We start from the raw sequence: 25,166 nt of genomic DNA, 5'->3' as shown, positions 1-25,166 counted from the left end.
CATGTCCTCGTCAGGACCGTCTCGAACACGGGTTTGCGTTGGCCCGCTAGCATGCGCGCCCATGAATGACGACGTGCGCAATATCGTCCTGGGCGTGGTGGCGGCCGGCATCAGTGCCACGCTGGGCTGGCTGGCCCGGACATATCTGTGGAAGCGAAGGCTCCGCCGCAAGCAGGCATTCTTCGGACTGCCCGACAACGCCGAGTCACTGCTGGTGGTGAACCGCGGCGCCGGCGGCCCCGAACTGTCGGTGATGCGCTACGACGTGTTCGCGCTCCTCGAGCTCGCCGCACTGATCAAGGACTGCAACGCCCATGCGCAGATCCTCCCGCACGATGCGGCCCGGCAGGGCTTCGGCGAGCGCACCGAGTTCTGCGTGGGCGGCCCGGCGTCCAACCGCCGTATGGCGGCGCACCTGTCCTCCCTGCTGCCCGGTGTGCGGGTGAACGTGGACGCCGAACCGAGCCCGGACCGGGGCGCCTTCCAGGTCGGCACCGAGCGCTATCGCGTTCAGCCCGGCAAGGAGGAATACGCGCTGCTGGCCCGGCTGACGGTGGACCAGAGCCCGAACGCCCGCCCGGTCTTCCTCTTCTGCGGCCAGACCGCCATCACCAACCAGGCCGCCACCCGCTACCTCGCCCGCAACCACGAACGCCTGGCCCGCAAGCACGGCAACAGCTCCTTCGTCCTGCTGCTGAAGGTCGTCAACTCGCAGGCGTACGGCCCGGACGTCGTCGAGCTGGTCGCGGACGTGACGCGGGCGGCACAGACGGAGCTGCCGGCGGCTGCAACTCCCCGCAACTCGCACCGCTCCTCCTGAATTCATTCACACGCCAACAATCGTTACTCCCACGTAACTTACCGACGGGTTACTTCCGGTAAGGGGGTGAGGTTACCGTCTGGTCACTTTGCACTGACACAAGTGAGGAGTGACCCGTGGGACACCATCGCAAGGCCCTGCGTACGACCGCCGTGGGCGCCGTCTCCGCGACTCTGATCGCCGGTAGCGCCCTCGGGCTGGCCCCCACCGCACAGGCGGCGGACGCCGTCCGCTTCGTGGACATCACAGGCGACGGCGGCACCGTCCTCAAGGCGAACGTCATCACGCCCGCGGGCGCCGACGGCACACACCGCTACCCGCTGCTCGTACTCCCCACGAGCTGGGGCCTGCCACAGGTCGAGTATCTGGCCCAGGCCCAGAAACTCGCCGACTCGGGCTATGTCGTGGTCAGTTACAACGTGCGGGGCTTCTGGCAGTCGGGCGGCGAGATAGAAGTGGCCGGCCCACCGGACATAGCCGACGCATCCAAGGTCATCGACTGGGCACTCGCCAACACCCCGGCGGACTCGAAGCACATCGGCATGGCGGGCGTCTCGTACGGCGCGGGCATAAGCCTGCTCGCCGCCGCGCACGACCAGCGCATCAAGGCGGTCGCCTCCCTCAGCGGCTGGGCCGACCTGATCGACTCGATCTACTCCGGCCGCACCCAGCACGTCCAGGCGGCGGCCCTGCTGGACGGTGCGAGCCTGGTCACCGGCCGTCAGAGCCCCGAAATCCGGGAGATCTTCGACAACTTCTACGCCTCCAACCTCTCCAAGGAACAGGAGATGATCGATTGGGGGAAGAAACGTTCGGCCGCTACATACGTGGACCAACTGAACAAGAACGGCGCCGCGGTCATGATGGCCAACGCCTGGGGTGACACGATCTTCCCGCCCAATCAGTACGCGGACTTCTACGAGAAGCTGACCGGCCCCAAGCGGCTGGAGTTCCGCCCCGGCGACCACGCGACCGCCGAGCTGACCGGGCTGTTCGGACTGCCCAACGACGTATGGACCGACACCGAGCGCTGGTTCGACCACTACCTCAAGGGCGAGGACAACGGCATCAACCGCGAGGAGCCGGTCCAGCTCAAGTCCCGTTCCACGGGCGGCTACGAGGGCTATCCGGACTGGAAGTCGCTCGCCGCGACCAGCCGGAAGATCGACCTCGCCGGCACGACCACGATCCACACCAACGTCGACTCCGGGGCGGACGGCGGCATCGTCTTCCTGTCCAGCATCCTCGACCAGGTGGCCAAGATTCCCCCGATGGCCTGGATCCCCCTGCTCCCCCGCCGCTGGGCCGCCGTATGGCAGTCGGAGAAGTACGACACCACCCAACAGATCCGCGGTACGGCCGAGTTGCACACCACAGTCACCCCGACCAAGGAGAGCGGCACCCTCGTCGCCTATCTCTACGACGTGGGGCCGCTCGGCCTCGGCAAGCTGGTCAGCAACGCGCCGTACACCTTCCACGGGCGCACGCCCGGAAAGCCGTTCGGTCTCGACCTGGATCTGTTCTCCACGGCCTACGACGTCCCGGCAGGGCACCGGCTCGCCCTGGTCGTCGACACGGTCGACCCGCTCTACATCGAGCACAACCCGTCCGGCGCTCAGCTGACCTTCTCCTCGCCCGCGAACGACCCGTCGTACGTGTCGATTCCGCTGCGCAAGCAGTGATCTCCGGCTGCCGCCGTCCGGGCATGGCTCTGTCGCTCAGTGCTGGAGGATCTTGGAAAGGAAGTCCTTGGCGCGCTCGCCGCGCGGGGCGGTGAAGAACTCCTCGGGGGCGCGGTCCTGGACGGCACGGTCCTCGACGGTGCGGCCGTCGGCCATGAAGACGACGCGGCCGACGGCCGAGCGGGCGAAGCCCGTCTCGTGGGTGACGACGACCTTCGTCATGTCCTGCAGGACATGCAACTCCCCGTAGTACTTGTTGACGTCATGCAGTTCGATCAGCGGATCGACGGCCATTCGCAGCCCTACTCACTCTCAGCTGTGTCGTGGTGGCCGCAAACTATCCGGGCGAGAGTTGACTTACCTCACGACACGCACTTTTCGGGCATAAGCCGTATTTACGTCGATCTTAGGTCGGTGGTTCATGGCCTCACGGGTTCATGTCTCCGCGACCTCGCCGTACAGCTGCGAGAGCTCGGGAACCCCGCTGGCGGCCCACTCGTGCCCTGAGGTCAGCACGTCGAACTCGCGGCCCGAGGCCAGCCGTACGACGGGCTGGCCGTCCGGCCAGATCTCCCAGGCGGCGCCGGGCACGGTGCGCACGATGACGGTGCCGAGATAGAGGCCCGCGTCGTTCCCGAGCCAGTGCAGCACCTCCGGGTCGTCCCGCCAGCGCGGCAGCAGCTGGTCGAGTGCCTCCAACGAGGCGGCGGAGTCGTCGAGTTGGACGCCCTCCCGGGACGCCTGGGAGCGGAGCAGTTCGCACTCGGAGAGGAGTTCGGCGATTCCCTCCGGGTCGGGGATGCCGTGCTTCTCATGACGGTGGCCCAGAAAAGGGATCTTCATACCTTCCAGCGTGTCATTCGCACCGGCGTACGCACCACAGGCGCGCGGGCGGTCACTTCGGGGCTATTTCGCGTCGAGTCCGTGCATGGCTCGTTGACGGGTGTCTGTCGTCTCTCTAGCTTCGCGATGCGTCTTTCGTCCCACCGGTGAGCGGGAGGAGTCGGCCGTGCGTCGACATGTGCGGGGATTCGCGGTTGCCATCGTCTCGTTCGCCATGCTGGCGCCGGCCGCGGCGGCACGGGCGGCCGACGGCGACAGCGCGGAACCGCTGCCGCTGGAGCGGTTCTTCAACAGCACTGCGGTCAGCGACGCCGCCCGTCCGGGTCTGGCGGACTTCGACGGCCTGGGTGCCTCCCTGCCTGCGCAGGACCTGACGGCCGCGGGCTGGGCACCCGGCCGCGCACTCACCGTGCAGGGGGCCCGGCTGACCTGGCCGCGGCGGCTACCGGGCAAGCCGGACAACGTACTCGCCGACGGACAGACCGTGCGCGTCGGCGGGCGCGGCGACGCGCTGGCCTTCCTGGTGGCGGGCACGGGCGGGGCCGACGTGAGCGGCACCGGCTCGGTCTCGTACCGGAACGGCACCCGCTCCTCGTACACGCTGACCGCCCCCGACTGGCGCACCGGCCCGCTCGCCACGAAGGCGGTGGCGCTGCCGCACATCAACACACCCGCCGGTCAACTCGCCGAGCAGGCACGGCTGTACGTCGTGACGGTGCCGCTGGTGCGGGGGCTCCAGGTCGCCTCCGTGCAGCTGCCGCGCGCTGCCGGTCTGCATGTCTTCGCGCTGGCCGTGCGGGGGGCGGACCGGGGCTGGACCGGCAGTTGGGCGGCCGCGACCTCCGGCATCCCGGCCGTGGGGCCGTGGAGTGACCGGACCGTGCGGCTGGTGGTGCACACCTCGGTGGGCGGGCCGCGGGTACGGCTGCGGTTCGACAACACGTTCGCGGCGGCGCCGGTACGGATCGGGAGCGCGACGGTGGCCGTGCAGAAGGAGGGCGCGACGGCGCGGGACGTGCCGGTGCGGCTTGCCTTCCGGGGTGCGGCCGGGGTCGAAATCCCGGCCGGGGCACAGGCGTTCAGCGATCCGCTCGGCTTTGTGGTGCCCCCGGACGCGAATCTGCTGGTGAGTTTCCATCTGCCCGGCACGGTGACGGCGGCACCCGTGCACCAGCTCGCGGTGCAGCGGTCGTATGTGAGCGTGGCGGGCGACCACACTGCGGAGGGCTCCGCGGCGGCGTACACCAAGGTCCTGACCAGGTGGCCGCTGCTGACCGGAGTGGACGTGAGCGGCGGGCCGGGATCGGTGGTGCTGCTCGGGGACTCGATCACCGACGGGGACCGGTCCACGACGGACGCGAACCGGCGGTGGCCCAATGTGCTGGCCGCACGGCTGCTGAAGCAGCATGTGGTCCCGCACTATGGCGTGCTCAACCAGGGGATCTCCGGAAACCGTGTGGTCACCGACCGGTATCCCGGCGACGGCGTCTCCACGGACCTGGCCGGAGTCAGTGCCCTGCACCGGTTCGACAGGGATGTCCTGGCCCAGACCTCGGCGCGTACGGCGATCGTCTTCGAGGGTGTGAACGACGTGCGGGGGCAGACCACGGCGGCGCAGATCGTCGCGGGGCTGCGGGAGATCGCGGACCGCGGGCATGCGCGGGGCCTACGGATGCTGGCCGGCACGATCCTGCCCTGCGAGGGCGAGGTGCGGTGCACGGCCGCCGTCGAGGCGGAGCGCTCCGCGGTGAACGCGTGGATCCGGGGCTCGGGGGTGTTCGACGCCGTGCTCGACTTCGATGCGGCGTTGCGGGATCCGCAGCATCCGACGCGGATGCGCTCCGCTTACGACAGTGGGGATCATCTGCACCCCGGTGATGTGGGGTTGGCTGCGATGGCCCGATCCGTGGATCTGCGCGCTCTGGTGCCGTGACCGCCTGGGGGCTGCGCCCCCAGACCCCGCTTCGGCCTGAACGGCCTCGTCCTCAAACGCCGGACGGGCTGAAAGTGGCTGAGGCGGCCTCGTCCGTGCACGCCGGACGGGCTGGAAGTGGCTGAGGCGGCCTTATCCGTACACGCCGGACGGGCTGAAAGTGGCTGAGGCGGCCTTATCCGTGCACGCCGGACAGGCCGGAAGTGGCTGAGGCGGCCTCGTTCGTGCACGCCGGACGGATTTGGAGGTAGTGCTCTACACCTCCAGGTCGACCACCACCGGTGCATGGTCCGACGCGCCCTTGCCCTTGCGTTCCTCGCGGTCGACGTAGGCGTCGGTGACCGCCTTGGCGAACGGGTCGTTGCCGTAGACCAGGTCGATGCGCATGCCTCGGTTCTTGGGGAAGCAGAGCTGGCGGTAGTCCCAGTACGTGAAGGGGTGGTCGTACTTGAGGGGGCGCGGGACCACGTCCGAGAGGCCTGCCTCGCGCAGGGACGCCAGGGCCGCGCGCTCGGCCGGGGTGACGTGGGTGAGGCCCTCGAAGGCCGCCACGTCGTAGACGTCGTCGTCCGTCGGGGCCACGTTGTAGTCGCCCAGGACCGCGAACGGGCGGCCGCCCGCCGCGTCGTCGGCGACGGCCGCCTTGAGGGCCTCGAACCACTGGAGCTTGTAGGCGTAGTGGGGGTGGTCCACCTCGCGTCCGTTCGGCACGTACACCGACCAGACGCGGACCGGGCCGCAGGTCGCCGAGATGGCGCGGGGCTCTTCGCTGCCGTCGTACCCGGGGTCGCCGGGCAGGCCCTTGGTCACGTCCTTCAGGCCGACGCGGGAGAGCACCGCCACGCCGTTCCACCTGCCGGTCGCGTTCACCGCCGCTTCGTAGCCCGCCTCGCGCAGCTGGTCGAAGGGGAACTGGTCCTCGGCCAGCTTGGCCTCCTGGAGGCACAGCACGTCCGCGCCGCTGCTCTCCAGCCAGGCCAGGAGCCTTGGCAGGCGGGCGGTGATCGAGTTCACGTTCCAGGTCGCGATGCGCATGCCTCACAACCTACCGGGCGGGTCTGACAACGCCGCCCCGCCCGCCGTCCATGGGCCCTCCTCAGACCTCCGCCGAGTCTCCCGGCGTCAGCCGCAGGTGTTCCGAACCGCCGAGCGCGCCGATCTGGCGGTCGTAGATCGGGCGGGCGAGGTCCGTGAGCAGGGCGTCGTGGATGTCGTAGGCGCGCTGCGGCTTGACCTCGCGGACGTAGTCGATGACCTCGGAGATCTTGCTCCAGGGGGCCTGCACCGGGAGCATCAGCGTCTCGACCGGGTGGTCGGGGACGGTGAGGGCGTCGCCGGGGTGGAAGACCTTGCCGCCGTCGACGAGGTAGCCGACGTTCGTGATGCGCGGGATGTCCGGGTGGATGACGGCGTGCAGCTCGCCGTGGACCTGGATGTCGAAGCCCGCGGCGGTGAACGTGTCGCCGTGGCCGACGGTGTGCACACGGCCCGGGAAGGCGGCAGAGATCTGCTCCGCGACGGAGGCGAGGGTCCAGATCTCGGCGGCCGGGTCGGCCTCCATGGCCGCCCGCAGCCGGCCCTCGTCGAAGTGATCGGGGTGCTCGTGCGTGACGAGGATCGCTTCCGCACCGATCGCGGCGTCCTGCTCGGTCAACCCGCCGGGGTCGAGGACGAGCGTGCGCCCGTCCTTCTCGAGACGGACGCAGGAGTGCGACTTCTTCGTGAGCTTCATGGCTCCCATCCTGCCCCGTTCACGGGGAGTCCGGGCGGCTGAGACTGGTGCTTCTGCTGCCCGGCTGACGATCACTCGGGAACCGGTGGGTGATCACTCGGGTGATCACTCGGTGGGGGTCGTTTCCTCTCTTATGACCTGCTGGGCCACCTTGAACGCGCTGTTCGCCGCCGGTACGCCGCAGTAGACGGCCGCCTGCAGCAGCACCTCCTTGATCTCGCTCGGGGTGAGGCCGTTGCGCAGGGCGGCGCGGGTGTGGAAGGCGAGTTCGTCCAGGTGGCCGCCCGCGACGAGGGCGGTGAGGGTCACGCAGCTGCGCGAGCGCCGGTCGAGGCCGGGGCGGTCCCAGATCTCGCCCCATGCGTACCGGGTGATGAACTCCTGGAAGTCCCCGGAGAACTCGTCCGCCTGCGCCAGCGCCCGGTCGACGTGCGCGTCGCCGAGCACCTCGCGGCGGACCTTGATCCCGGCGTCGTAGGGGTCAGGGCGGCCGTTCGCCGGTGCGGGCACGACGGGCGCCGGGGCTATCTCGGCGATCGGCGCGGGCAGCTGGGGCTGCGGAGGCGGTGCGAGTACGGACTTGACGGGGGCCGCCGGGATGGCGATCTGGCCGGTCGACGACTCGACGTAGCCGGGCTGCCAGGCGGTGGAGAAGTGCCGGACCAGCAGGTCGGTGACGGCGACGGGCTGCTCCACCGGCACCAGGTGGGAGGCGCCGGGGACGACGGCGAGGCGCGCGTCGGGAATGCCGGCGACCAGGGTGCGGGCCTCGGCGGGCCCGGTGACCTTGTCCTCCGAGCCGACGAGGACGAGGGTCGGCACGCCCACCCGGCCGAGTTCGGGCCGTACGTCGAACGCCGCAAGGGCCTCGCAGGCGGCGATGTAGCAGCCGGGGTCCGTGGTGCGGACCATCTGCACGGCCCAGTCGGTGATCGCGGGCTGCGCGGCGGCGAACCCGCCGGTGAACCAGCGGTCGGGGGAGGTACGGGCTATGGGGTCGAGTCCGTTCGTCCGCACTATCACCCCCCGCTGCCGGAACTCGTCGGCCGTGCCGAAACGGGGCGAACTGGCGATCACCGCGAGCGAGGCGAGCCGCTCCGGGTGGCGCAGGGCCAGCTCCAGACCGATCGCACCGCCGAGCGCACAGCCCGCGTAGCCGAAGCGCTGTACGCCGAGCCCGTCGAGCGTGGTCAGCAGCCGGGAGGCGATTTCGCCCACCGAGCCCACGGGGTACGCGGGCGCGCCGCCGTGCCCCGGCAGATCGAAGCGGAAGACGCGCCACTGCTTCGTCAGCTCGGGCACCTGGCGATCAAACATGTGCCACGTCGTGCCGAGGGAGGGACCGAGGATGAGGACCGGGGCGTCTTCCGGGCCGTCGAAGCGGTACTGGAGGGCAGGGGTCTTCGTCTCACTCACCGCTCCACGCTAACCGCCTTTTCTTGCCTTCCGGACGCGGGGCCCCACGTCCTTACACCTGGCTCCCGCGGATCACCGGTGAACCCTCACACCGCCTTCACCGGATGCCGGGCCAGCGTGTCGAAGGGGCGGTGTGCCGAGGGCGCGGTGCGTCGAAAGGGCGGTTCTGCGCGTGCGTCCTGCTTGTGCGCCCTGCGTGTGCAGGATCACTCAGAGGTCGCTCGGTGTGCCCAGGCCGGTGAGGGCGCCCACCGGGTCGAGGTCCGGGGTGCCGCGGGGCCACCAGTCGTCGTGGCCCGGCTCCGACTCGTAGGCGTACCACAGGCCGTCGCGGCCGAGGCGGAGCTGGACGTGGCCGCGGGGGTGGGTGAGGTGGTTGCGTCTGGGTCTGAAGGCCGGAAGGTCTGCGGCGAGGAGGAGAGGGCGGGCGCGGTCGAAGCGTCCGGCCGGCGGGTCCCAGGGTTCCTCGAGGACGGCGAGCCCTTCGAGGCCGCCCTGCCGCCAGGCGGCGACCGCGCGGGCCAGCTCGGCGGGGGTGCGGCCCGCGGCGGAGGCGAGCGAGGCGTAGAGCGCGCGGGTGCCGGCGGTGAGGCCGGAGCCGGGACGGGCGGCAGCGAGCCGGACCGCGTCCTGCCACAGCGTCAGCTCCGCCACCGGGTCGCGGCCGGTGCTGAGCAGGGCATGGGCGCGGGCGGCGGCGTCGGTCGCCAGTTGGTCCAGCGCGAAGGGGTCGGGGCCGCCCGGGGCCGCCGGGTAGACCGGGGGTTGCTCGGGGTGCGGCGGGACGGGCAACGGCGTCGGGAGCGGGGGGAGTTGGCGCGGCAGGAGGGCTTCGGCGGCACGCACGCCGGGGAGCGGGGCCGGTTCCTGCTCCTGGGCGGCGCGGGCCGCGCGGGCGGCGCTCAGCCGGGAGAGGGCGTCGAGCAGCTCGCGTTCCCCGCGGCCGCGCAGCAGGAGCAGTACGAAGGGGTCGGCGTCGAGCAGACGCGCCGTCTGGTAGCAGAGGGCGGCGGCGTGTTTGCAGGGGTGACCGTGGTCGGGGCAGCTGCAGTGCGGGTCGAGGTCGCGCGGGCCCGGCAGCAAGGGCACTCCGCAGTCGGCGAGGGACTGGGGCAGCTCCTTGTCGAGCAGCGCCGCGATGTGCCCCGGCCGCTCGGCGGCGGCGTCCAGGAACCGCGCCCAGTCGGCGTCGTCCAGCGTGCGCAGCCGCACCTGCACGCGGTACGGGCGCGGGCGGCTGCCCTGCACATACGCGAGCACGAGGCCTGGCGTCACCGTGATGGCGTCCACATGGCCCTGCTCGGCATAACTCCGGCCACGCGCCAGCCGCTTGGCGTCCAGCGCCCCTTCTTCCAAGGCCGCGACCCAGGCATTGCCCCACCACGTCTCCGCGAAGCGGGCGTCGTCCGGGGAAGCTGAGGTGGCCGGGGTGGCCGGGGCGAGGGAGGCACGGGACGGGAATGCGGGGAAGGTGCGGCGCAACTCGCCGTCGCGGGCGGGGGCGGCCATGGAGTGGTGTCGGAGGGTGGTGGAGCTGGTCGGCGAGTCGGTACCGAGGGGGGCCGTGCCGGGGAGGTGGGCTTCGGCGGGGGGCTCGGCGAGTCCGGCTGCCCGCGGACCGTCGCCGGGCGTGGGCATGGACGTGGGCATGGGCATGGAGGCGGACGCGAACGTGGACGTGGACGTGGACGTCCGGGGATCCGAACTCCCTTCCCGTGCAGTGTTGTTGTCGTCGTGGGCCACTTCCGGCTCGGCCGCCGAGGAAGGCATACGGAAGGCATCGGCGAGGAACTCCCTCAGGTCCCGCGCCTGGACGCCGACGGCACGGCGGGGCGAACCGCCGCGGCTTCTGTCGGCCGCCGACGCCGCCCGCCGCGGCCGACGCCCGGCCTCGGCTCGGGCACGCTCGGCGTCCTCCCGAGCCTGACGCGACTCCGCCCGCGCGGCACGCAACGCTTCGCGCGCGACATCAGCGGGGCGCGCGCCGGCAGGGTCTGCTTCCCCACCCTGAGGCCGCGTCCCCCTGCCCGGCATCGCACCGCTCGCCTCCGGCGCCACGTCCGGCAGTGCGGAACGCGGCGCCTCACTCGGCCGGTCCGGCGAGGCGGGCTTCGACGCCCCGCCGGAGCACTCGCCACTCGCTGCCGCGCCGGAGGCCCTGCCCGAGGTGCCCCTGGACAGCAGATCGTCCGCCGCGTCGTCCGATGCGAGATCAGGAGCCACTGCGTCCGCAGTTCGGCCCGTACGACCGCCGCCAATGCCAGGCCGAGCGGCCCCTGCCGCCCCAACAGGCCCGTCCGCGTCTACTTCCCCGCTGGACGCAATGCCCGACACACCCCCGCCCAAGCCTCCCGAACCCGGACCGGGGACCACAGCGTCGACAATCCGCTCCGCAGCACCTCCACCCACCCCACCCCGCACAGAAACCGCCGCCCCAGCAGACCCACCCCCGTCCGCCTCCACATCGGACGCCATCTCCGAAGCGTCCCCACCCGAGCCCCCCAAGCCCCGACCGGGCACCACAGCGTCCACAAACCGCCCCGCGACACCTCCACCCACCCCACCCCGCACAGAAACCGCCGCCCCAGCAGACCCACCCGCATCCGCCTTCGCATCGGACGTCATCTCCGAAGCGTCCCCGGCCGTGATCCCCGACACGGCACGAGAGGTCATGGCATCCGTCAACCAATCCCCTGTGCCACCGTCTATGCCACGCCGCGCAGAGACCATCGACGCACCCGGCCCGCCCGCATCCGCATTCCCACCGCGACCGGACGTCACCCCCGAAGCAGTCCCGCCCGAGTCCCTCGTCTCCGAAGCCCCCGAAGCATCCGTACCCGAGCCCGTCGAAGCGGGGCCGGAAGCCACGGCATCCGTGAGCCCTCCCGTCGCGCCCGCGCTGCGTCTGGTGGACATCGCCCGGCGCAGCGCAGCACGGGCGGCATCACCGGGCCGTGGCTCGCCGCGCTCGACGCCCTCAGGCGCCCCGGAAGCCTCCTGTTCGGGAACCTTCTCCGTCACCGCCTTCTGCGCCGCATGATTGGCAGGCATCGGCTGCTGCTCCGCACTCCGATCCGGCGCCGGCTCCTGCCCCTCAGCCCTGGGCTGCCCCGGTCCCCCGCCCGCGGGCTTCTCCCGCTGCCGGGCCTCCCTCAGCGCCCGGCGGGCCTCGTCGGCCGGGCCGGGGGTCATGTCGGCCTCCGGAGGGACACCAGGTCGGTGAGCTCGCGGTCGGTCAGTTCCGTGAGGGCCGACTCGCCGGAGCCGAGGATGGCGTCGGCCAAGGCCCGCTTGGACTCCAGCATCTCGGCGATACGGTCCTCGACCGTGCCCTCGGTGATGAGGCGGTGGACCTGGACCGGCTGGGTCTGGCCGATGCGGTAGGCGCGGTCGGTGGCCTGTTCCTCGACCGCCGGGTTCCACCAGCGGTCGAAGTGGATGACGTGGCCCGCGCGGGTGAGGTTCAGGCCGGTGCCGGCCGCCTTGAGCGAGAGGACCAGGACCGGGGTCGCGCCGCTCTGGAAGCGGTCCACCATGCGCTCGCGCTCCGGGACCGGCGTGCCGCCGTGGAGCAGTTCCACGGGAACCGCTCGGCTGGCCAGGTGCGCGGTGATCAGGCGGGCCATTCCGACGTACTGGGTGAAGACGAGTGCCGAACCGTCCTCCGCCAGCAGCGTGTCCAACAGCTCGTCGAGGAGGGCGAGTTTGCCGGAACGGGCCAGTAGACGGTCGGCCTGGGTCCCTTCCTCCTTGAGATACAGCGCGGGGTGGTTGCAGATCTGCTTCAGCGCGCCGAGCAGCTTGAGCACCAGGCCCCGGCGTGCGATGCCGTCGGAGGTCTCGATGGCAAGCATGGACTCGCGTACCACTGCCTCGTAGAGGGCCGCCTGTTCGCGGGTGAGCGGCACGGGGTGGTCCGTCTCCGTCTTGGGCGGCAGCTCGGGGACGATGCCGGGGTCGGACTTCTTGCGGCGCAGGAGGAAGGGACGGACCAGACGGGCCAGGCGGGTCACCGCCTCCTCGTCCTCGCCGTTCTCCACCGCGCGCGCGTGGCGGGCGCGGAAGGACTTCAGCGGGCCGAGGAGTCCGGGTGTCGTCCAGTCGAGCAGGGCCCAGAGCTCGGAGAGGTTGTTCTCCACCGGGGTTCCGGTGAGGGCCACGCGCGCGGGGGACGGGATCGTGCGCAGGGCCTTCGCCGTCGCCGAGTACGGGTTCTTGACGTGCTGCGCCTCGTCCGCGACGACCATGCCCCAGCGCTGTTCGGCCAGTCGCGGTGCCGTCGTCCGCATCGTGCCGTAGGTGGTGAGGACGAAGCCGCCGGTCACCTCCTCCAGGGTGCGGTCCGGGCCGTGGAAGCGGCGGACGGGGACGCCGGGTGCGAACCGGGTGATCTCCCGCTGCCAGTTGCCCAGGAGGGAGGCCGGGCAGACCACCAGGGTCGGCTCGCTGCGGGCGCGCTTCAGGTGCAGCGCGATGAGCGTGATCGTCTTGCCCAGCCCCATGTCGTCGGCGAGGCAGCCACCCAGGCCGAGGGTGGTCATGAGGTCCAGCCAGGCCAGGCCCCGGAGTTGGTAGTCGCGGAGGGTGGCATGCAGGTCCGCGGGCGGTTCGGCGGGGCGCAGCCCGGCCGTCAGGCGGTCGCGCAGGGCGGCCAGGGCGCCGACCGGTACCGCCTCGACCGTCTCGCCGTCCACCTCCGCGCTGCCGCTGAGCGCGACGGAGAGCGCGTCGACCGGGTCGAGCAGGCCCAGTTCGCGCTTGCGGGCCTTGCGGACCAGGGCGGGGTCGACCAGGACCCAGCGGTCCCGCAGCCGCACGACCGGGCGGTGGGCCTCGGCGAGGGCGTCCATCTCGGCCTCGCTGAGCGGGTCGCCGCCGACCGCCAACTGCCAGCGGAACTGGAGGAGTTCCTCGCTCTCGAAGAAGCCGGTGCCGTCGGTCGCGGAGCCCGGCGCCGGCCGTACCACCGCGGCCGCGCTGAGGTCCTGGGCGAGGTCCCGGGGCCAGTGCACGGCGACCCCGGCGGCCGCGAGCCGGGTCGCCGCCACGCCGAGCAGTTCGCCCAGCTCCTCGTCGTACAGCGCCAGGACGTCGGGCACGTCCTGCTCGGAGAGCCGGTCGAGCGGCGGCCAGATACGGGCCGCTCGCCGCACGGCGAGGGCCGCGTCCACGCGCGCGCGTGGGCCGAACGCCGCGTCCGCCTCGCCCGCCCACAGGGCCGCCGCGTCGGCGATCAGGGTGGGGTCGGCGAGGCTGTGCACCTGGACGATCGCGGCGCCCGCGGTGCGCACGCCCTCCTCGCCGTCGAACAGCTCGTACGCCGACAGGTCGAGGCGGAGCGAGATGCGCACGCCCGCGTCCATGCCGGCGGCGACCTCGGCGGCCCAGTCGTGGGCGTCGGGCAGGCGCTGCGGGCGGCGGTCGGCGAAGGGCCTGCCGGAGGCGTGCGGTGCGGCGGGGGTGCGGGGGAGGGTGTCGGCGACCGCGTCCAGGAAGGAGCGCATCAGCGCCTCCGGCTCGGGCAGCCGGAGCGGGCCCGGTCCGGGCAGCGGGACGGCGTGGCCCTCGTACGGCAGGGCCGCGGCGACCGACCGGATGTGCGCGATGTCGTCCGGGTCCAGGGGGCCGGCCCGCCAGGCGTCGTGGCCGGTGGCCGTCAGGCCGGGCAGCAGGCGTCCGCGGGCGATGAGCCTCAGCGCGTGCAGTGCGGCCGCGCCCCAGCAGGCGGTGGCGGGGTGGGCGGCCGGGTCGCGCCGGGCGCGGACGAGATGGGGCAGGGCCTTCCCGACGGGCAAAGACAGCGCGGGGGCGGTCCTGCGCCGCGCTCCCGCGCCATGCCGTCGTACGACGGTGAGCTCGGTGTCCCCGGCGGGCAGTGGGCCGCCCTCCGGGTCCCAGAAGGCGATCCGGCCGTCCCTGGGCAGCGGGGCGGGCAGGAAGACGGCCGCAAGCCGGACGGGCACGGACTCCTCCGCACCCGGCTCCCGCTCCCCCGCTCGCCCGGCCACCGCAGCCGTGTCGCCCATACGACCTGTCACCTCCCGCCCGTGTGTCGGATCAGATGTCTTCGACTCTACGGGCGGGGTCTGACAATCGGCTCCGGTGGCGGTCCCGGGGCCCGTTCCGTCACGGAACCGTGCGGGAGACGACGTAGAAGAACGGGTTGTTCCGGTTCCCCAGGCTCATCATGACGTACTGGGTGGGCTTGGGCGCCTTCTGCTTGTGGACCAGGCCGTACCAGGGGCCCGGGCTGGTGAAGTCCCAGCCGGTGATCTTCTGGTCGCGCGCGCTGATGGTGATGTCGCCCCGCTTCAGGTCGGCGCGGGTGACGCCCATGTCGTGGAGGAAGACGTCGAGGTTCCGCAGGGGCGTCTGGAACTGGACGTAGAGACGGCTGGTCTTCCAGTTGTTGGTCTCGTAGCTCGCGACCTTGCCCGACGGGTGCGGCATCGGCACCTGGTAGAGGCGGCGCTGCACCTTCGACGGCCAGCCCTTGGTGAGACCGGTCGCCGCGTACTTGGCCTCCTTGTCCTTGCCGCTGTCGCGGCTCTGGTTTGCGGAGATCACCAGATAGCCGGCCGGGACGCCGATGAGCAGCCCGATGATGAGCAGGGTGAGCGCCCGGCGGCGGATCTTGTGACGGCGGTCCTCGGCCGGCCGGAGCGGCTCGTCCGGGGGCAGGGACTGACGCGGCAGTGCGGCGGTCATGCGGTGTCCCGGGTGGAGCGGCGGGTCTCCACGTACCGCTCGTAGCGCTCGTACCGCTCGACCCGGCGTCGCTTGGCGCGGCGGAAGCGGCGGGCGACCAGACGGGCGAGGTCGGCGGCGCCGACCATGCCGGCCTCGGGGCCGAGCTGGGCGCGGGCGATACGGGCCTCGGGACGGTAGCCGCGGCCGGTGAGCTGACGCTTGAAGGCGTCCCGTGCGGGGCCGATCAACAGGTCGTCTGCCGCGCTGACGCCGCCGCCGATGACGAAGCAGGACGGGTCCAGGGCGGCCGCCAGGTTGGCGATGCCGACGCCGAGCCACTGTCCGATGTCCTGCAGCAGCTCGATGCACATGGCGTCGCCCTCACGGGCCAGCTCGGTGATCATCGGGCCGGTGATGTCGGCGATGTTGCCCTTGACGTGCTCGATGATCCCGTACGCCACCGGGGAGTCGGCGGCGGCCAGCTCCTTGGCCTCGCGGACCAGCGCGTTGCCGGAGCTGTACTGCTCCCAGCAGCCGCGGTTGCCGCACGGGCAGCGGTGGCCGCCGGGCACGACCTGCATATGGCCGAACTCACCCGCGACGCCGTACTTGCCGCGCTTGACCTGGCCGTCCTCCAGGATCGCGCCGCCGATGCCGGTACCCAGCGTGATCATGACCAGGTGGTCCTCGCCGCGGCCCGCGCCGAAACGCCATTCCGCCCACGCGGCGGCATTGGCGTCGTTGTCGACCAGCACGGGCACGGCGAGCCGGCCCGCGAGGCGGTCCCGGAGGGGCTCGTTGCGCCACGACAGGTGCGGGGCGAACAGGACGCGGTTGCGGTCGGCGTCGACCCAGCCGGCCGCGCCGATGCCGACGGCGTGCACGTCGTGCCGGTCGGAGAGGTCCAGGACCAGTTCGACGATGGTGTCCTCGACGACCTTGGGGCTCTTGGACTTGTCCGGGGTCTCCGCGCGGAGCTTCTCCAGGATGTTGCCGTCGGCGTCGACGACGCCCGCCATCACCTTGGTGCCGCCGATGTCGATGCCGACCGTTGGCACGCGGGGTGCGGTCAGGTGCGAGCGGCGCTCCCGGGTGCCGACGGTTCGGAGCGCCGGGGCGCGGCGGGAGCCTATGGGGGCGGTGAAGTTGCCGTAGGTGCTCATCAAGGCCCGATTCTGCCGCACGCTCACGCTGAGTGCCGAGCGGGGGAGCAAAGGGGGGTACGCAATTGATGTTGGGTGCGGGTTGTTTGTGGCTGGTCGCGCAGTTCCCCGCGCCCCTTAACGGGCATGGTGCAGTTCACGCCGACTGGATTGTCCTGACATTGCAACCAACTCGACAAGGAGGTGCAAAAACGGTCAGGACCGCGAGAACGCCGCGGTCATGACCGCACAAGCAGCTGGAACTCGAAGGAGTAACGGGTCGGCCGGTACGTGTGGGTGCCGTACTCGACCGCTCTGCCCGTGTCGTCGAACGTGACGCGTTGCATGGTGAGGAGTGGGGCGCCCTCGGTTTCGGCGAGGCGGTCCGCCTCGGCGGCGGTGGCGGCGCGGGCGCCGATCGTCTGGCGGGCGCTGTGCAGGGTGATTCCGGCGGCGCGCATCATGCGGTAGAGGCCCGTCGCCTCCAGCTGTGCGGTGTTCAGGTCGAGCAGGCCCGGCGGGATGAAGTTGCACAGGTACGCCATCGGTTCGCCGTGCGCGAGGCGGAGGCGCTCCACCCGGTGCACGTCGCTGTCCTCGGCCACGTTGAGGGCGGCGGCGACCTCGGCGGTCGCCGGGACGACCGTGTTGACGAGCACCCTGGTGGCGGGGCGCTGTCCGGCCGCCTCCAGGTCGTCGTAAAGGCTGGAGAGCTCCAGCGGGCGTTTGACCTGGCTGTGCACGACCTGCGTGCCGACACCTCGGCGCCGCACCAGGAGGCCCTTCTCGACGAGGGACTGGATGGCCTGGCGGACAGTGGGCCGGGACAGGCCGAGCCGTGCGGCCAGCTCGATCTCATTGCCCAGCAGGCTGCCGGGGGTGAGCGCTCCGTGCTCGATCGCCGCTTCGAGCTGCTGGGACAGCTGGAAGTACAACGGCACCGGAGAACTCCGGTCCACACTGAGTTCGAGCGACACGGTCGGGTCCACTTCTGGTTTCGGCACGGGCCGAGCGTAGCTCCACGAGTTGTTGACGGGAAGTTGTGTAGTTCGATTGTCCGGACATAATCCGAGGGGGCAACGGCAGGAACCCACGCCTCTGGCCTGCAGTGATGCACCAAACCGCCCCCGCGGAGCGACTTCCACGGGGGCTATTTTGTGGCCCGGGGGACAAATGGGGGACAACCCGTCAGGCAGCGTCCGAGGCTTCGCCTGGAGGAACCGAAGGCAAGACGAGGTAAAGGTGGGGCTCGTCGTCGCTGGTCTGATCCCCAGTCGTGGCCCCAGCGGGGGGATCCTCCCGGGTGGCCTGCTCGATTGCCTTGCGGCGCGGTACGAGGTCGACGGGTGCGTTGGCTGCTGCCTGCTCGAACTGCGGCATCAGTGAGGTGTAAGTGTCGGCGGTGAGCTGGTAGCTGCTGTGGCCGAGTAGGGCCTGGATGGCCTTCATGGACAGGCCGGCGGCGAGGCTGAGTGATGCGGCGCAGTGCCGTAGGTCGTGGAGTCGGATCGGGGGCAGGCCGAGGCGTTTGATGAATCGTTCGAAGGCTTGGGAGACGTTGCTGGGGTGGTGGGGTCGGCCGTCGGCTTGGGTGAAGACCTTGCCGGAGTCGTTGTAGGGGCCGTACTTGCTGGGGTCGTCTCGGTGCTTTTGTTCCCACTCGGCTCGTTGGGCTTGTTGTACGTCGCGCCAGGCGGTCAAGAGGGCGAAGGTCGCGTAGTCGAGGGTGACGGCGCGTTTGCCTGCGCGGCTCTTGGGGGTGTCTTCCCATACCTCATAGGAGGAGTTGGTGGAGAGTTGCTCGACGATCCGGGCGACGCCTCGGGTCATGTCGACTTCGCTCCAGGGCAGGCCTGTTGCTTCGCCGCGGCGTGGAGCGCGGAAGGCCATGAGGTGCCACATGATGTACATGGGGTGGTCGACTGCGGCGTCGAGGAATTCGCCGGTCTGGTTGGGGGTCCACACCATGACGGGGCTGGGTTTTTCGCCGGTGAGCTTCCAGCGGGCGACGCGTTCGTCTGTCCAGACGAGGGCTTCGGGGCGTTCGTACTTGGGGAGGGTGATGTGCTTCGCCCAGTTCTCGGTGATCAGTTTTTCGGTGACCGCGTCGCTGAGGGCTGCGGCGAGGGTGTTCTTGTATTTCCTTTGTGTGCCGGGGCCGGTGTTGCGGCGGGGCTTGGTGCGGGCCTCTTTGAGGGCGGCTTTGGCTGCGTCCCACCGCTGGCGGAAGTGGCGGGGGCGGGGTGCGGGGGCTTGTTTCCACGCTCGGTAGGCGTCTTCGCATTCGGCTTTGGCCTGCTGGGCGGTGATCTGGTTGGCTGCCTTGACCTCGTTGAAGGCCCAGACCTGTTTGAACATCTCCTGGATGTGGCGCTCGCGTAGTTCGCGCATGGCGAGGTGGCCGAGCGCGGGTATGAGGATGCGGTCGATGCAGTCGCGGTACTCCTCGCGGGTGCCGCGCTTGAAGTCAACGCGCTTGTCGAGCCAGCGGTTGAGGTAGGCGGCGACGGTTTCCTTGGAGTCGACGTCGATGCCGTCGGTGGCTTCGTCCCAGAGTTTTTGTGCTGCTTCCTTGGCTGCCTTGGAGGTGGGGAAGCCACCTTTGCGGGGTCGGCGCCGCTTGCCTCCGGGGCCGTCGGGGAGGTTGAGGTAGTAGTACCAGGAGCCGTGATCCCGCTTGTCCAACTGGGGGCATGCGGAGCCGAGTTCTCGGACTTTGGGCGTGCCGTTCACGTTGAGGATCGGCTGGCCTTGGTCGTCGAGTTTCGGTTCGGTGCACTTACACCGGCGGTAAGTGGTGCCGTTGAACACGCGGGCTCCCTGGTTTGGGCTGGATCTTCCGTACGTGTCCTGATCTTGCTGTAGCGAAGGAGACGCTTCCTTGGGCGCCGTATGCTTCCTGCCAGGTGGCGCGGGGAAGAGGGATGTGACCACCTTTGTCCTCATCTGTAATGACCGTGCAGCGCACTCGTTCCGAGGGGCGCCGTGGCGGGATGTCGGTCGAGGAAGTGAGGTCCCTGCCGGCTGCGGTGAGTGTGGTGACGGCGGCTCGCGCGTTGGGGATTGGTTCGGACAAGGCGTACGAGTTGATCAGGGGCGGCGCGTTCCCGGCGCAGACGATTCCACTGGGGCAGACGCAGAAGGTGTCGACGGCGAGCTTGTGGAAGGCGCTGGGGATCACTCTGGATGTGTAGCCACCTATGCGGCCCGGGCGTCGCGTCGTTTTCGCACGTCCGGGCTCCTCTTCCGCCTCACTCCAGCGTGGGTGTAATTGGCGGCGAGTCAACTTGCCCCGTACAGGTTGCTATGATCCGCGTCACATGCGACAGCAAGCGGTGCCCACTGGCCTGCAAATATCGCGTTAAGGCTGGCCAGTTCACGGGATCTTACGCATGCATGGCTCCAGACCCGGATATACATTGGCCTATGTCAGGTCTAAGGAGCTCCTAACGCGTTGTCGGCGCGAGGGGTCGCAGGTGCGAATAATTGATCGGAGTCTGCTGCGTGGGACGGTTGTCGGGCTACGTGCGCGCAGGGGTGGTGCATCCGCAGGAGGCGCCGTTGCTGCGGGAGGCCGTCACGCTGCTGCTCGGTGGCGATTCGGAAGCCGAGGCGACGCGGTGGCTGACGAGCAAGGGCATGCTGACCCCTCGCGGCAACGAGTTCCGCCGTGAAGTTCTGCACCGCCTGCTGGTCAATCCGCGGCTTGCGGGTCTGAATGAGAACGGCGAGCCGATCGAGGGCTGGGACGAGCGGGTTCTGGAGCCGGACGTCTACATGCGTCTGCAGGATCTGTTCGTGGAGCGCAGCGAGAAGCGCGGCACGCCGCGTGAGGCGCACGAGTACCTGGTCACCGGCGGGTGCGCGGTGTGCGACGAGTGCACACAGGGCATGATCGGCAGCCGCGCCCACGCTGAGGCCCCGCCGTCCTATAAGTGCGACGGCTGCGGAAGAACCCGCATCAACGCCGAGAAGCTCGAAGACTTCGTGGCCGAGCACGTTCTGGCTGAACTGCTGAAGCCGGGGGCGCGTGAGCGGCTTGAGCAGTTGCAGCGTGACATCGAGGCGGAGATTGCCCGCTTGAAAGAGCACATTGCGGGTGCCGACGAGCGGTTCGCCGGCATCGGCGATCTGTACGGGCGCGGGCTGATGGTGAAGGCCGCGTTCGTCGCCGCGCAAAGGGCCAGCAAGGAAGATCTACGGACGTCCAAGGTGCGGCTGAAGCACCTGGAGCAGATGACAGACCTGCCGATCGGTGACGTGCACGACCTGGTGGCCTGGTGGCGTACGGCCCCGTTCGCGTCGAAGCGGGGCCTGGTGCTGCTGGAGATCGAGCACGTGCGGGTTGGGCGGGCGGAGGGCAGTCAGGTCCCGGAGAAGCGGGTCCTGCTCGACTGGCGCCAGCCTGTCAGCTGAACCAATATCGCGACTTCGTTGGCGACCAGGGCGGGGGCCGCACCCCGGTCGGTGATCGCGAACGCCCCTCAGTCGCTACATGCCCGGGATAGCGGAGGGCATGGCCCGCTGAGCGAGGTCTCCGGGTGCAACGATCATGAGCCGGGTGTTGTCGCCCAGCCTCTGCAGAGCCACGAACTCGACTTCGGTCTCCTCGTGCTGGTGCGGCAGGTAGAGGCGGCGGCGGTCGCCGTCGGGGTGGGTGACGGTGGTGACGTCGTCGTCGAGGATTCGGCGGGCGACCGGATCGGCCTGCCTGATGTGGTCGCAGACCTGGCTGAGGCGTGCGTCGTCCGGGTTCGCTTTGTGCGCGAGGCGCAGTTGTGAGGCCATGGGCTTGGCCCAGGTCTCCTCCCAGTCGATGAGCTGCAGGCGCGCTTCGGGGAAAGTGAGCGCCCAGATCATGACGTTGATGCCGTGCAGCATCCACGGGTAGTCGCGGGCAGCAGCCTCGTTGAAGACGCGTACGTCCCAGCTATGGGTGTAGGTGTACGCGGGATATATCTGACTGTGGACGATGGCCGCACCGACGGGGTCGATGGAGCTGGCGTCCGAGTGCGGGAGCGGTGGCGGTTCGCAGCCGTTGGCCTCCAGCCACAGGTGGGCGCGTTGCGCGCTGTCCAGGCCGAGGACGCGCACGATCCGCTCCAAGAACTCGTCGCCGACGTGATCGAGGACGCCGCGCTCCAGCTTTCCGTACCAGCCCTCGGTCACGCCCGTGAGTTCGGCCAGGTCCCGTTGGGTGAGGCCTGTGCGGCGGCGCGCGCCGTAGCGGGCGGTGAATCCGGGCACGGCGTGCGGGTCGCGTGATTCGCGCCATGACTTGAGCATGCGGGTGATCGGAGGCAGGTTCCGCGCCATGAAGGTGTAGAGCTCCCCTGAAGTAAAGAACAGGAAAAGTATTAGGAAACCCTAACGCAACTTATACGCGTGTCCGACTTGAGGGGCCTGCCGTACAAGACATGCATATTTATGCTCATTCCAGACATTCCGACACCTCGGATAGGCGATAACCCGTACTCACAGTGCCGGTTGTGCGGGTACCGGCACGCCTAGAACCGGCCTAACGGGCTGGAATCCGGGCAATGTGTGGCACCGCCGCCGGGGTCACCCTCCTCGACGGCCCCCGTCGCCCCCGATCTCCGCCCCACCGGGCAACGAGCCGTGGGCGGACATTGCATCGACGACGATCCCAGAGGTGTCAGGCATGAGCGTCTTCATCACCGGCGGCAACCGAGGCATCGGCTACGCCATAGCCACCGAGCTTGCCGAGGCCGGCCACAACGTGACCGTCACCTACCGCTCCGGCGAGCCCCCCGCCCATTCCTACCTTCCGGGCCAGGAGCACACCGGGGGCCGCTTCCTGGCCGTGCGATGTGACGTCACCGACCCTGAGCAGGTCGACATGGCGTTCAAGCAGGCCGAAACCGAGCACGGCCCCGTCACCTCCCTCGTCTCCAACGCGGGCATCACCCGTGACGGGCTGCTCGCCCGCATGAGCGAGGACGACTTCACCGCCGTCCTCGATGCGAACCTGACCGCCGCCTACCGGGTCGCCAAGCGCGCCCTGCCGGGCATGCTGCGCGCCAAGGGCGGCCGGATGGTGTTCATTTCGTCGGCGACCGCAATGCACGGGGAGGCCGGACAGACCAACTACGCCGCCTCCAAGGCCGGGCTGATCGGCCTTTCCCGCTCGATCGCCCGCGAGTACGGCTCGCGCAGCATCACCGCGAACGTCGTCGCGCCAGGGCTGACCGCCACGGACATGGCCGCCGCTCTGCCGGAGGACCGCATCAAGGCACTGCTCGGGCAGATCCCGCTCGGCCGTCTCGGGCAGCCCGAGGAGATCGCACGCACCGTGCGGTTCCTCATCGACGGGGGCTCCTACATCACCGGCGCGGTGATCCCGGTCGACGGTGGCGCGGGAATGGGGCACTAGCAGGTGACCGTATCGAGGCAGCCCGATAGGGGCTGCGGGGGAAGCCGGAGGCGAGGCCGCGAGGCGACACGGCGGCACTGCGCACAAACTCAGAAAGGGGCAGCCGGCCTACGCACTGCCGGGACAAGGGGGCCGGGGTGATCGACGTCGACCGCATTCTGGCGCTTGCAGCGCAGCCGACCCGGACAGGATCGGGCCGCGGCCGCGATGCGGACCGCATGGCCGCGCTGGCCGGACTCGCAGGCAGGCGCAAGGCGCTGGCCCGGCCTGTGGCGTGGTCGGCGGCCCTGTGCGCTGAGCATGCCGGGGGGACAGGGCTCAAGGCGCCGGGCGGCGAGCGGGCGGCGGCGCGGGTGTGCAGGGCGTGCCCGATCCGCAAGGAGTGCTTCGCCGTTCCCGTCTCGGGGGCGCCTCCGCAGGTGCGGGCCTGGCGCGAGCAGCTGGACGAGTAGTCGTAGATGGCGCTGATGGGCGTCGGGATTCCCCGGCGCCCATCAGCGTTTCCGCATGTCAGAGCCCGCTTACGAACGTGGTCGAGGTCACGTTCGCGCGGCATGCCGGGAGTGGACACCCCCTTCACGCATAGTAGAATTAACTCAAGAGATGAGGGAGAAAGAAACCTCATCAGCACCACTTGGAGCCCGAAATGCAGCGCGTCCTCAAGATGAGCCAGGTCCACCGCAACCCGCGCCAGCCGCGCGAGTACTTCAGCGAGGACGCGCTGAACGAACTGGCCAACTCCATCGACACGTACGGCCTGATGCAGGCCATCGAGGTCCGTCCCGACAACGAGAAGGGCGGCTACGAGATCGTCGCCGGTGAGCGCCGCTGGCGCGCCCACCAGATCCTCGGCCGCACCAAGATCCGCGCCACGATCACCTCGGAGAAGAACGAACTCCAGCGGTTCAAGCGGTCCATGAGCGAGAACGTCACCCGCGAGGACATGACCCCGTTCGAGGAGGCGCACGGCTACCAGCGCATCCTCGACGAGGAGGAGGGCGCGACCATCGAGTCCGTGGCCGCCGACTTCGCCAAGACCACCACCTACGTGAAGCTGCGCCTGGCCCTGCTCGACCTGCGCATAGAGGTCCAGGAGCTTGTGCAGGACGGGAAGATCGGCACGCAGGCGGCCGTGCAGATCGCCGCCCTCAACCTCGCCAACCAGGGCTCTGTCCTCAGCAAGTTCGTGCGCGGCGAGTTCGCCTCGGACAACGAGATCGTGCACTTCGCCTACGCGATGAAGCAGCAGCAGGACCAGGCCGTCCTCATGGTCGTCGAGGAGATGACCGAGGAGCAGCGCACCGAGCGCGCTGCCGCGCAGAAGAAGACCCGCAGCACGCTCGACAAGATCGAGCAGGTGCGGGCGCTGCTCGACGAGATCGGCAAGACCGAGCCGCTGAAGCTCGCCGAGACCCTCGAGACGCAGGTCGGTGCACGCCTGGAGCAGCTCGACCGGGTCGCCGAGTCGCTGACCAAGGCCCGCTTCCAGCTCAAGCAGGCCAAGGCACACGCCGAAGCCCGCGAGCTCGTCACGGTCAACCCGGAGGCCGAGGCCGACCACAGCGCCGAGCAGGCGGACGCCGCCGCCGAGCGCGAGGCTGTCGCGGCCTGACCGGCCCAGTTCCGGGGGTGCGGGCAACCGCGTCCGCACCCCGGCCGGCGCGGTCACAACCTCCGCGCCGCCTTCTTCCCCATAACCCCGTCACTCCACAGGAGCCAGGTTCGTCATGCGCTACAGCGCGCCCCTCACCCCCGCCCAGGCCGAACAGCTCGGGAAAGACGTCGGAATGATCGTCGCCTTCGCCGCGAGGGCCCTCAACCACATGCACGGCACGAACATCGACCGCCTCATTCAGACCTTCACGTCCTCCAACGCTCTGGAGGTCACCGCGGCCCGCTACTTGAAGGCCCTCGAGGGCGGCCACACCCCAGGCGAGGCGGCAGGCCGAGCCGGGACCGCACTCGTACACGACTGGGCGGACGCCGTCCTCGAAGCAGCTGCGGCTGCGCGGTCAACCCAGATGCCCGGCGGGAGCCACCAGGCGGATGCATGACCACCGGAAAGTGCTGGACGCAGATGAGGCGTGCCGATTTCGACGCAACGGCCCCCCAAGAACTGCCCGTACAGGCGGGCCCCGCTCGGATCGCTGCCGTACCCGACTGGTTCGGCACCGCCGCCCTCTTCGGCGACACCGTCCCTGACCGCACCCCGCGTCGGTCCGGCCGCGAGCAGCCGGGCGACGTCGACGGTCAAGAAGAACTGTTCTGACACCCGCGCACCTGCAAGGAGGCGCCGGGGAAAGCCCCGCACGTTATGGCGCTGTGGGCTCGCCGCCCGGTTTCCGAGCAGTGGCTTGGCGCGCTCTGCGGTCCCGCAGTCGCGGGAATAGATACCAGACGGCCACTACTGGCGCTGCCGTCACCGCAGTGCGCCACCAGCCCGTATAAATGCCCGCGAAGATGGTGACGATGGACATGAAGACAGTGAACGCTGCCCAAATCATGAGCCACTGA

21 protein-coding genes and 1 pseudogene are annotated in these 25,166 nt (G+C 70.1%); 10 read left to right on the top strand and 12 right to left on the bottom strand.

Annotation, left to right across the window (positions count from 1 at the left end; genetic code table 11):
- Positions 1-61: 61 nt before the first annotated feature.
- On the top strand, positions 62-820 hold the full coding sequence (locus P2Q00_RS00295; protein ID WP_275768353.1) for a hypothetical protein: 759 nt from the start codon (positions 62-64) through the stop codon (positions 818-820).
- A 116-nt stretch (positions 821-936) separates the two neighbouring features.
- The gene (locus P2Q00_RS00290; RefSeq protein ID WP_275768352.1) at positions 937-2,502 is read left to right on the top strand and encodes a CocE/NonD family hydrolase; all 1,566 of its coding nucleotides are present in this window, start codon (positions 937-939) and stop codon (positions 2,500-2,502) included.
- Between the two features lie 36 nt (positions 2,503-2,538).
- Here the strand turns inward: P2Q00_RS00290 and P2Q00_RS00285 are convergent.
- A pseudogene (locus P2Q00_RS00285) lies at positions 2,539-2,730 on the bottom strand (amino acid ABC transporter ATP-binding protein); the annotation flags it as partial.
- Between the two features lie 207 nt (positions 2,731-2,937).
- Positions 2,938-3,345: a DUF6278 family protein gene (locus P2Q00_RS00280; RefSeq protein ID WP_275768351.1), complete on the bottom strand. Its 408-nt coding sequence runs from the start codon at positions 3,343-3,345 to the stop codon at positions 2,938-2,940.
- 214 nt (positions 3,346-3,559) lie between these two features.
- On the opposite strand from P2Q00_RS00280, the gene P2Q00_RS00275 reads away from it, so the two are divergent.
- Positions 3,560-5,278: an SGNH/GDSL hydrolase family protein gene (locus P2Q00_RS00275; RefSeq protein ID WP_275769422.1), complete on the top strand. Its 1,719-nt coding sequence runs from the start codon at positions 3,560-3,562 to the stop codon at positions 5,276-5,278.
- Positions 5,279-5,533: 255 nt separating this feature from the next.
- On the opposite strand, the gene P2Q00_RS00270 is transcribed toward P2Q00_RS00275, so the two are convergent.
- The 9 genes from P2Q00_RS00270 to P2Q00_RS00230 form a co-directional block, all read right to left on the bottom strand.
- Complete coding sequence (locus tag P2Q00_RS00270) at positions 5,534-6,313, bottom strand: exodeoxyribonuclease III (RefSeq protein ID WP_275768350.1); 780 nt, start codon at positions 6,311-6,313, stop codon at positions 5,534-5,536.
- Between the two features lie 61 nt (positions 6,314-6,374).
- Entirely contained in the window at positions 6,375-7,010 is a 636-nt protein-coding gene (locus P2Q00_RS00265) for an MBL fold metallo-hydrolase (RefSeq protein ID WP_275768348.1), read from the bottom strand.
- Between the two features lie 105 nt (positions 7,011-7,115).
- Entirely contained in the window at positions 7,116-8,426 is a 1,311-nt protein-coding gene (pcaDC, locus tag P2Q00_RS00260) for a bifunctional 3-oxoadipate enol-lactonase/4-carboxymuconolactone decarboxylase PcaDC (RefSeq protein ID WP_275768346.1), read from the bottom strand.
- Positions 8,427-8,636: 210 nt separating this feature from the next.
- Positions 8,637-10,649 (bottom strand): SWIM zinc finger family protein, encoded by a 2,013-nt coding sequence (locus tag P2Q00_RS00255; RefSeq protein ID WP_425579684.1) that lies wholly within the window; start codon positions 10,647-10,649, stop codon positions 8,637-8,639.
- Between the two features lie 965 nt (positions 10,650-11,614).
- The gene (locus tag P2Q00_RS00250) at positions 11,615-14,452 is read right to left on the bottom strand and encodes an SCO1167/SCO6262 family helicase (RefSeq protein ID WP_275768344.1); all 2,838 of its coding nucleotides are present in this window, start codon (positions 14,450-14,452) and stop codon (positions 11,615-11,617) included.
- A 100-nt stretch (positions 14,453-14,552) separates the two neighbouring features.
- A complete protein-coding gene (locus tag P2Q00_RS00245; RefSeq protein WP_275768342.1) occupies positions 14,553-15,134 on the bottom strand; it encodes a sugar kinase in 582 nt (193 codons plus the stop codon).
- Complete coding sequence (locus tag P2Q00_RS00240; RefSeq protein WP_275769417.1) at positions 15,131-16,279, bottom strand: ROK family glucokinase; 1,149 nt, start codon at positions 16,277-16,279, stop codon at positions 15,131-15,133. Before P2Q00_RS00240 ends, P2Q00_RS00245 begins: the two co-directional genes overlap by 4 nt.
- A 218-nt stretch (positions 16,280-16,497) precedes the next feature.
- Positions 16,498-17,235, bottom strand: coding sequence for a GntR family transcriptional regulator (locus P2Q00_RS00235; RefSeq protein WP_275769415.1), 738 nt, complete (start codon positions 17,233-17,235; stop codon positions 16,498-16,500).
- A gap of 211 nt (positions 17,236-17,446) precedes the next feature.
- The gene (locus P2Q00_RS00230; RefSeq protein WP_275768339.1) at positions 17,447-19,069 is read right to left on the bottom strand and encodes a site-specific integrase; all 1,623 of its coding nucleotides are present in this window, start codon (positions 19,067-19,069) and stop codon (positions 17,447-17,449) included.
- Positions 19,070-19,209: 140 nt separating this feature from the next.
- On the opposite strand from P2Q00_RS00230, the gene P2Q00_RS00225 reads away from it, so the two are divergent.
- Together P2Q00_RS00225 and P2Q00_RS00220 are read left to right on the top strand one after the other, a co-directional pair.
- A complete protein-coding gene (locus P2Q00_RS00225) occupies positions 19,210-19,452 on the top strand; it encodes a DNA-binding protein (protein WP_275768337.1) in 243 nt (80 codons plus the stop codon).
- 310 nt (positions 19,453-19,762) lie between these two features.
- Entirely contained in the window at positions 19,763-20,674 is a 912-nt protein-coding gene (locus P2Q00_RS00220) for a recombinase family protein (protein WP_275768334.1), read from the top strand.
- A 75-nt stretch (positions 20,675-20,749) separates the two neighbouring features.
- Here P2Q00_RS00220 and P2Q00_RS00215 read toward each other — a convergent pair whose 3' ends face one another.
- A complete protein-coding gene (locus P2Q00_RS00215) occupies positions 20,750-21,574 on the bottom strand; it encodes an MmyB family transcriptional regulator (protein WP_275768331.1) in 825 nt (274 codons plus the stop codon).
- A 346-nt stretch (positions 21,575-21,920) separates the two neighbouring features.
- On the opposite strand from P2Q00_RS00215, the gene fabG reads away from it, so the two are divergent.
- The 5 genes from fabG (at position 21,921) to P2Q00_RS00190 (ending at position 24,921) form a co-directional block, all read left to right on the top strand.
- Positions 21,921-22,652: a 3-oxoacyl-ACP reductase FabG gene (gene fabG, locus P2Q00_RS00210; RefSeq protein ID WP_275768328.1), complete on the top strand. Its 732-nt coding sequence runs from the start codon at positions 21,921-21,923 to the stop codon at positions 22,650-22,652.
- 137 nt (positions 22,653-22,789) lie between these two features.
- Positions 22,790-23,104, top strand: a complete 315-nt coding sequence (locus P2Q00_RS00205) for a hypothetical protein (RefSeq protein WP_275768325.1) — start codon at positions 22,790-22,792, stop codon at positions 23,102-23,104.
- A gap of 194 nt (positions 23,105-23,298) precedes the next feature.
- Complete coding sequence (locus tag P2Q00_RS00200; RefSeq protein WP_275768323.1) at positions 23,299-24,264, top strand: ParB/RepB/Spo0J family partition protein; 966 nt, start codon at positions 23,299-23,301, stop codon at positions 24,262-24,264.
- Positions 24,265-24,379: 115 nt separating this feature from the next.
- On the top strand, positions 24,380-24,706 hold the full coding sequence (locus tag P2Q00_RS00195; RefSeq protein WP_275768320.1) for a hypothetical protein: 327 nt from the start codon (positions 24,380-24,382) through the stop codon (positions 24,704-24,706).
- On the top strand, positions 24,703-24,921 hold the full coding sequence (locus tag P2Q00_RS00190) for a hypothetical protein (RefSeq protein ID WP_275768318.1): 219 nt from the start codon (positions 24,703-24,705) through the stop codon (positions 24,919-24,921). The genes P2Q00_RS00195 and P2Q00_RS00190 overlap by 4 nt, the downstream gene beginning before the upstream one ends.
- The last annotated feature ends 245 nt before the right edge of the window (positions 24,922-25,166 follow it).

Origin of the sequence: Streptomyces coacervatus, from assembly GCF_029223485.1 — a bacterium.
GTDB lineage: Bacteria > Actinomycetota > Actinomycetes > Streptomycetales > Streptomycetaceae > Streptomyces > Streptomyces coacervatus.
This window is presented reverse-complemented; position numbering and strand designations above follow the sequence as displayed.

What these genes read in the sequence shown, in the direction of transcription:
- P2Q00_RS00295 (WP_275768353.1), top strand. Translation starts at nt 62, where the DNA reads ATGAATGACGACGTGCGCAATATCGTCCTGGGCGTGGTGGCGGCCGGC.
- P2Q00_RS00280 (WP_275768351.1), bottom strand. Translation starts at nt 3,345, where the DNA reads ATGAAGATCCCTTTTCTGGGCCACCGTCATGAGAAGCACGGCATCCCC.
- P2Q00_RS00275 (WP_275769422.1), top strand. Translation starts at nt 3,560, where the DNA reads ATGCTGGCGCCGGCCGCGGCGGCACGGGCGGCCGACGGCGACAGCGCG.
- P2Q00_RS00270 (WP_275768350.1), bottom strand. Translation starts at nt 6,313, where the DNA reads ATGCGCATCGCGACCTGGAACGTGAACTCGATCACCGCCCGCCTGCCA.
- P2Q00_RS00265 (WP_275768348.1), bottom strand. Translation starts at nt 7,010, where the DNA reads ATGAAGCTCACGAAGAAGTCGCACTCCTGCGTCCGTCTCGAGAAGGAC.
- P2Q00_RS00250 (WP_275768344.1), bottom strand. Translation starts at nt 14,452, where the DNA reads ATGGGCGACACGGCTGCGGTGGCCGGGCGAGCGGGGGAGCGGGAGCCG.
- P2Q00_RS00245 (WP_275768342.1), bottom strand. Translation starts at nt 15,134, where the DNA reads ATGACCGCCGCACTGCCGCGTCAGTCCCTGCCCCCGGACGAGCCGCTC.
- P2Q00_RS00240 (WP_275769417.1), bottom strand. Translation starts at nt 16,279, where the DNA reads ATGAGCACCTACGGCAACTTCACCGCCCCCATAGGCTCCCGCCGCGCC.
- P2Q00_RS00225 (WP_275768337.1), top strand. Translation starts at nt 19,210, where the DNA reads ATGACCGTGCAGCGCACTCGTTCCGAGGGGCGCCGTGGCGGGATGTCG.
- P2Q00_RS00215 (WP_275768331.1), bottom strand. Translation starts at nt 21,574, where the DNA reads ATGGCGCGGAACCTGCCTCCGATCACCCGCATGCTCAAGTCATGGCGC.
- fabG (WP_275768328.1), top strand. Translation starts at nt 21,921, where the DNA reads ATGAGCGTCTTCATCACCGGCGGCAACCGAGGCATCGGCTACGCCATA.
- P2Q00_RS00200 (WP_275768323.1), top strand. Translation starts at nt 23,299, where the DNA reads ATGCAGCGCGTCCTCAAGATGAGCCAGGTCCACCGCAACCCGCGCCAG.
- P2Q00_RS00195 (WP_275768320.1), top strand. Translation starts at nt 24,380, where the DNA reads ATGCGCTACAGCGCGCCCCTCACCCCCGCCCAGGCCGAACAGCTCGGG.
- P2Q00_RS00190 (WP_275768318.1), top strand. Translation starts at nt 24,703, where the DNA reads ATGACCACCGGAAAGTGCTGGACGCAGATGAGGCGTGCCGATTTCGAC.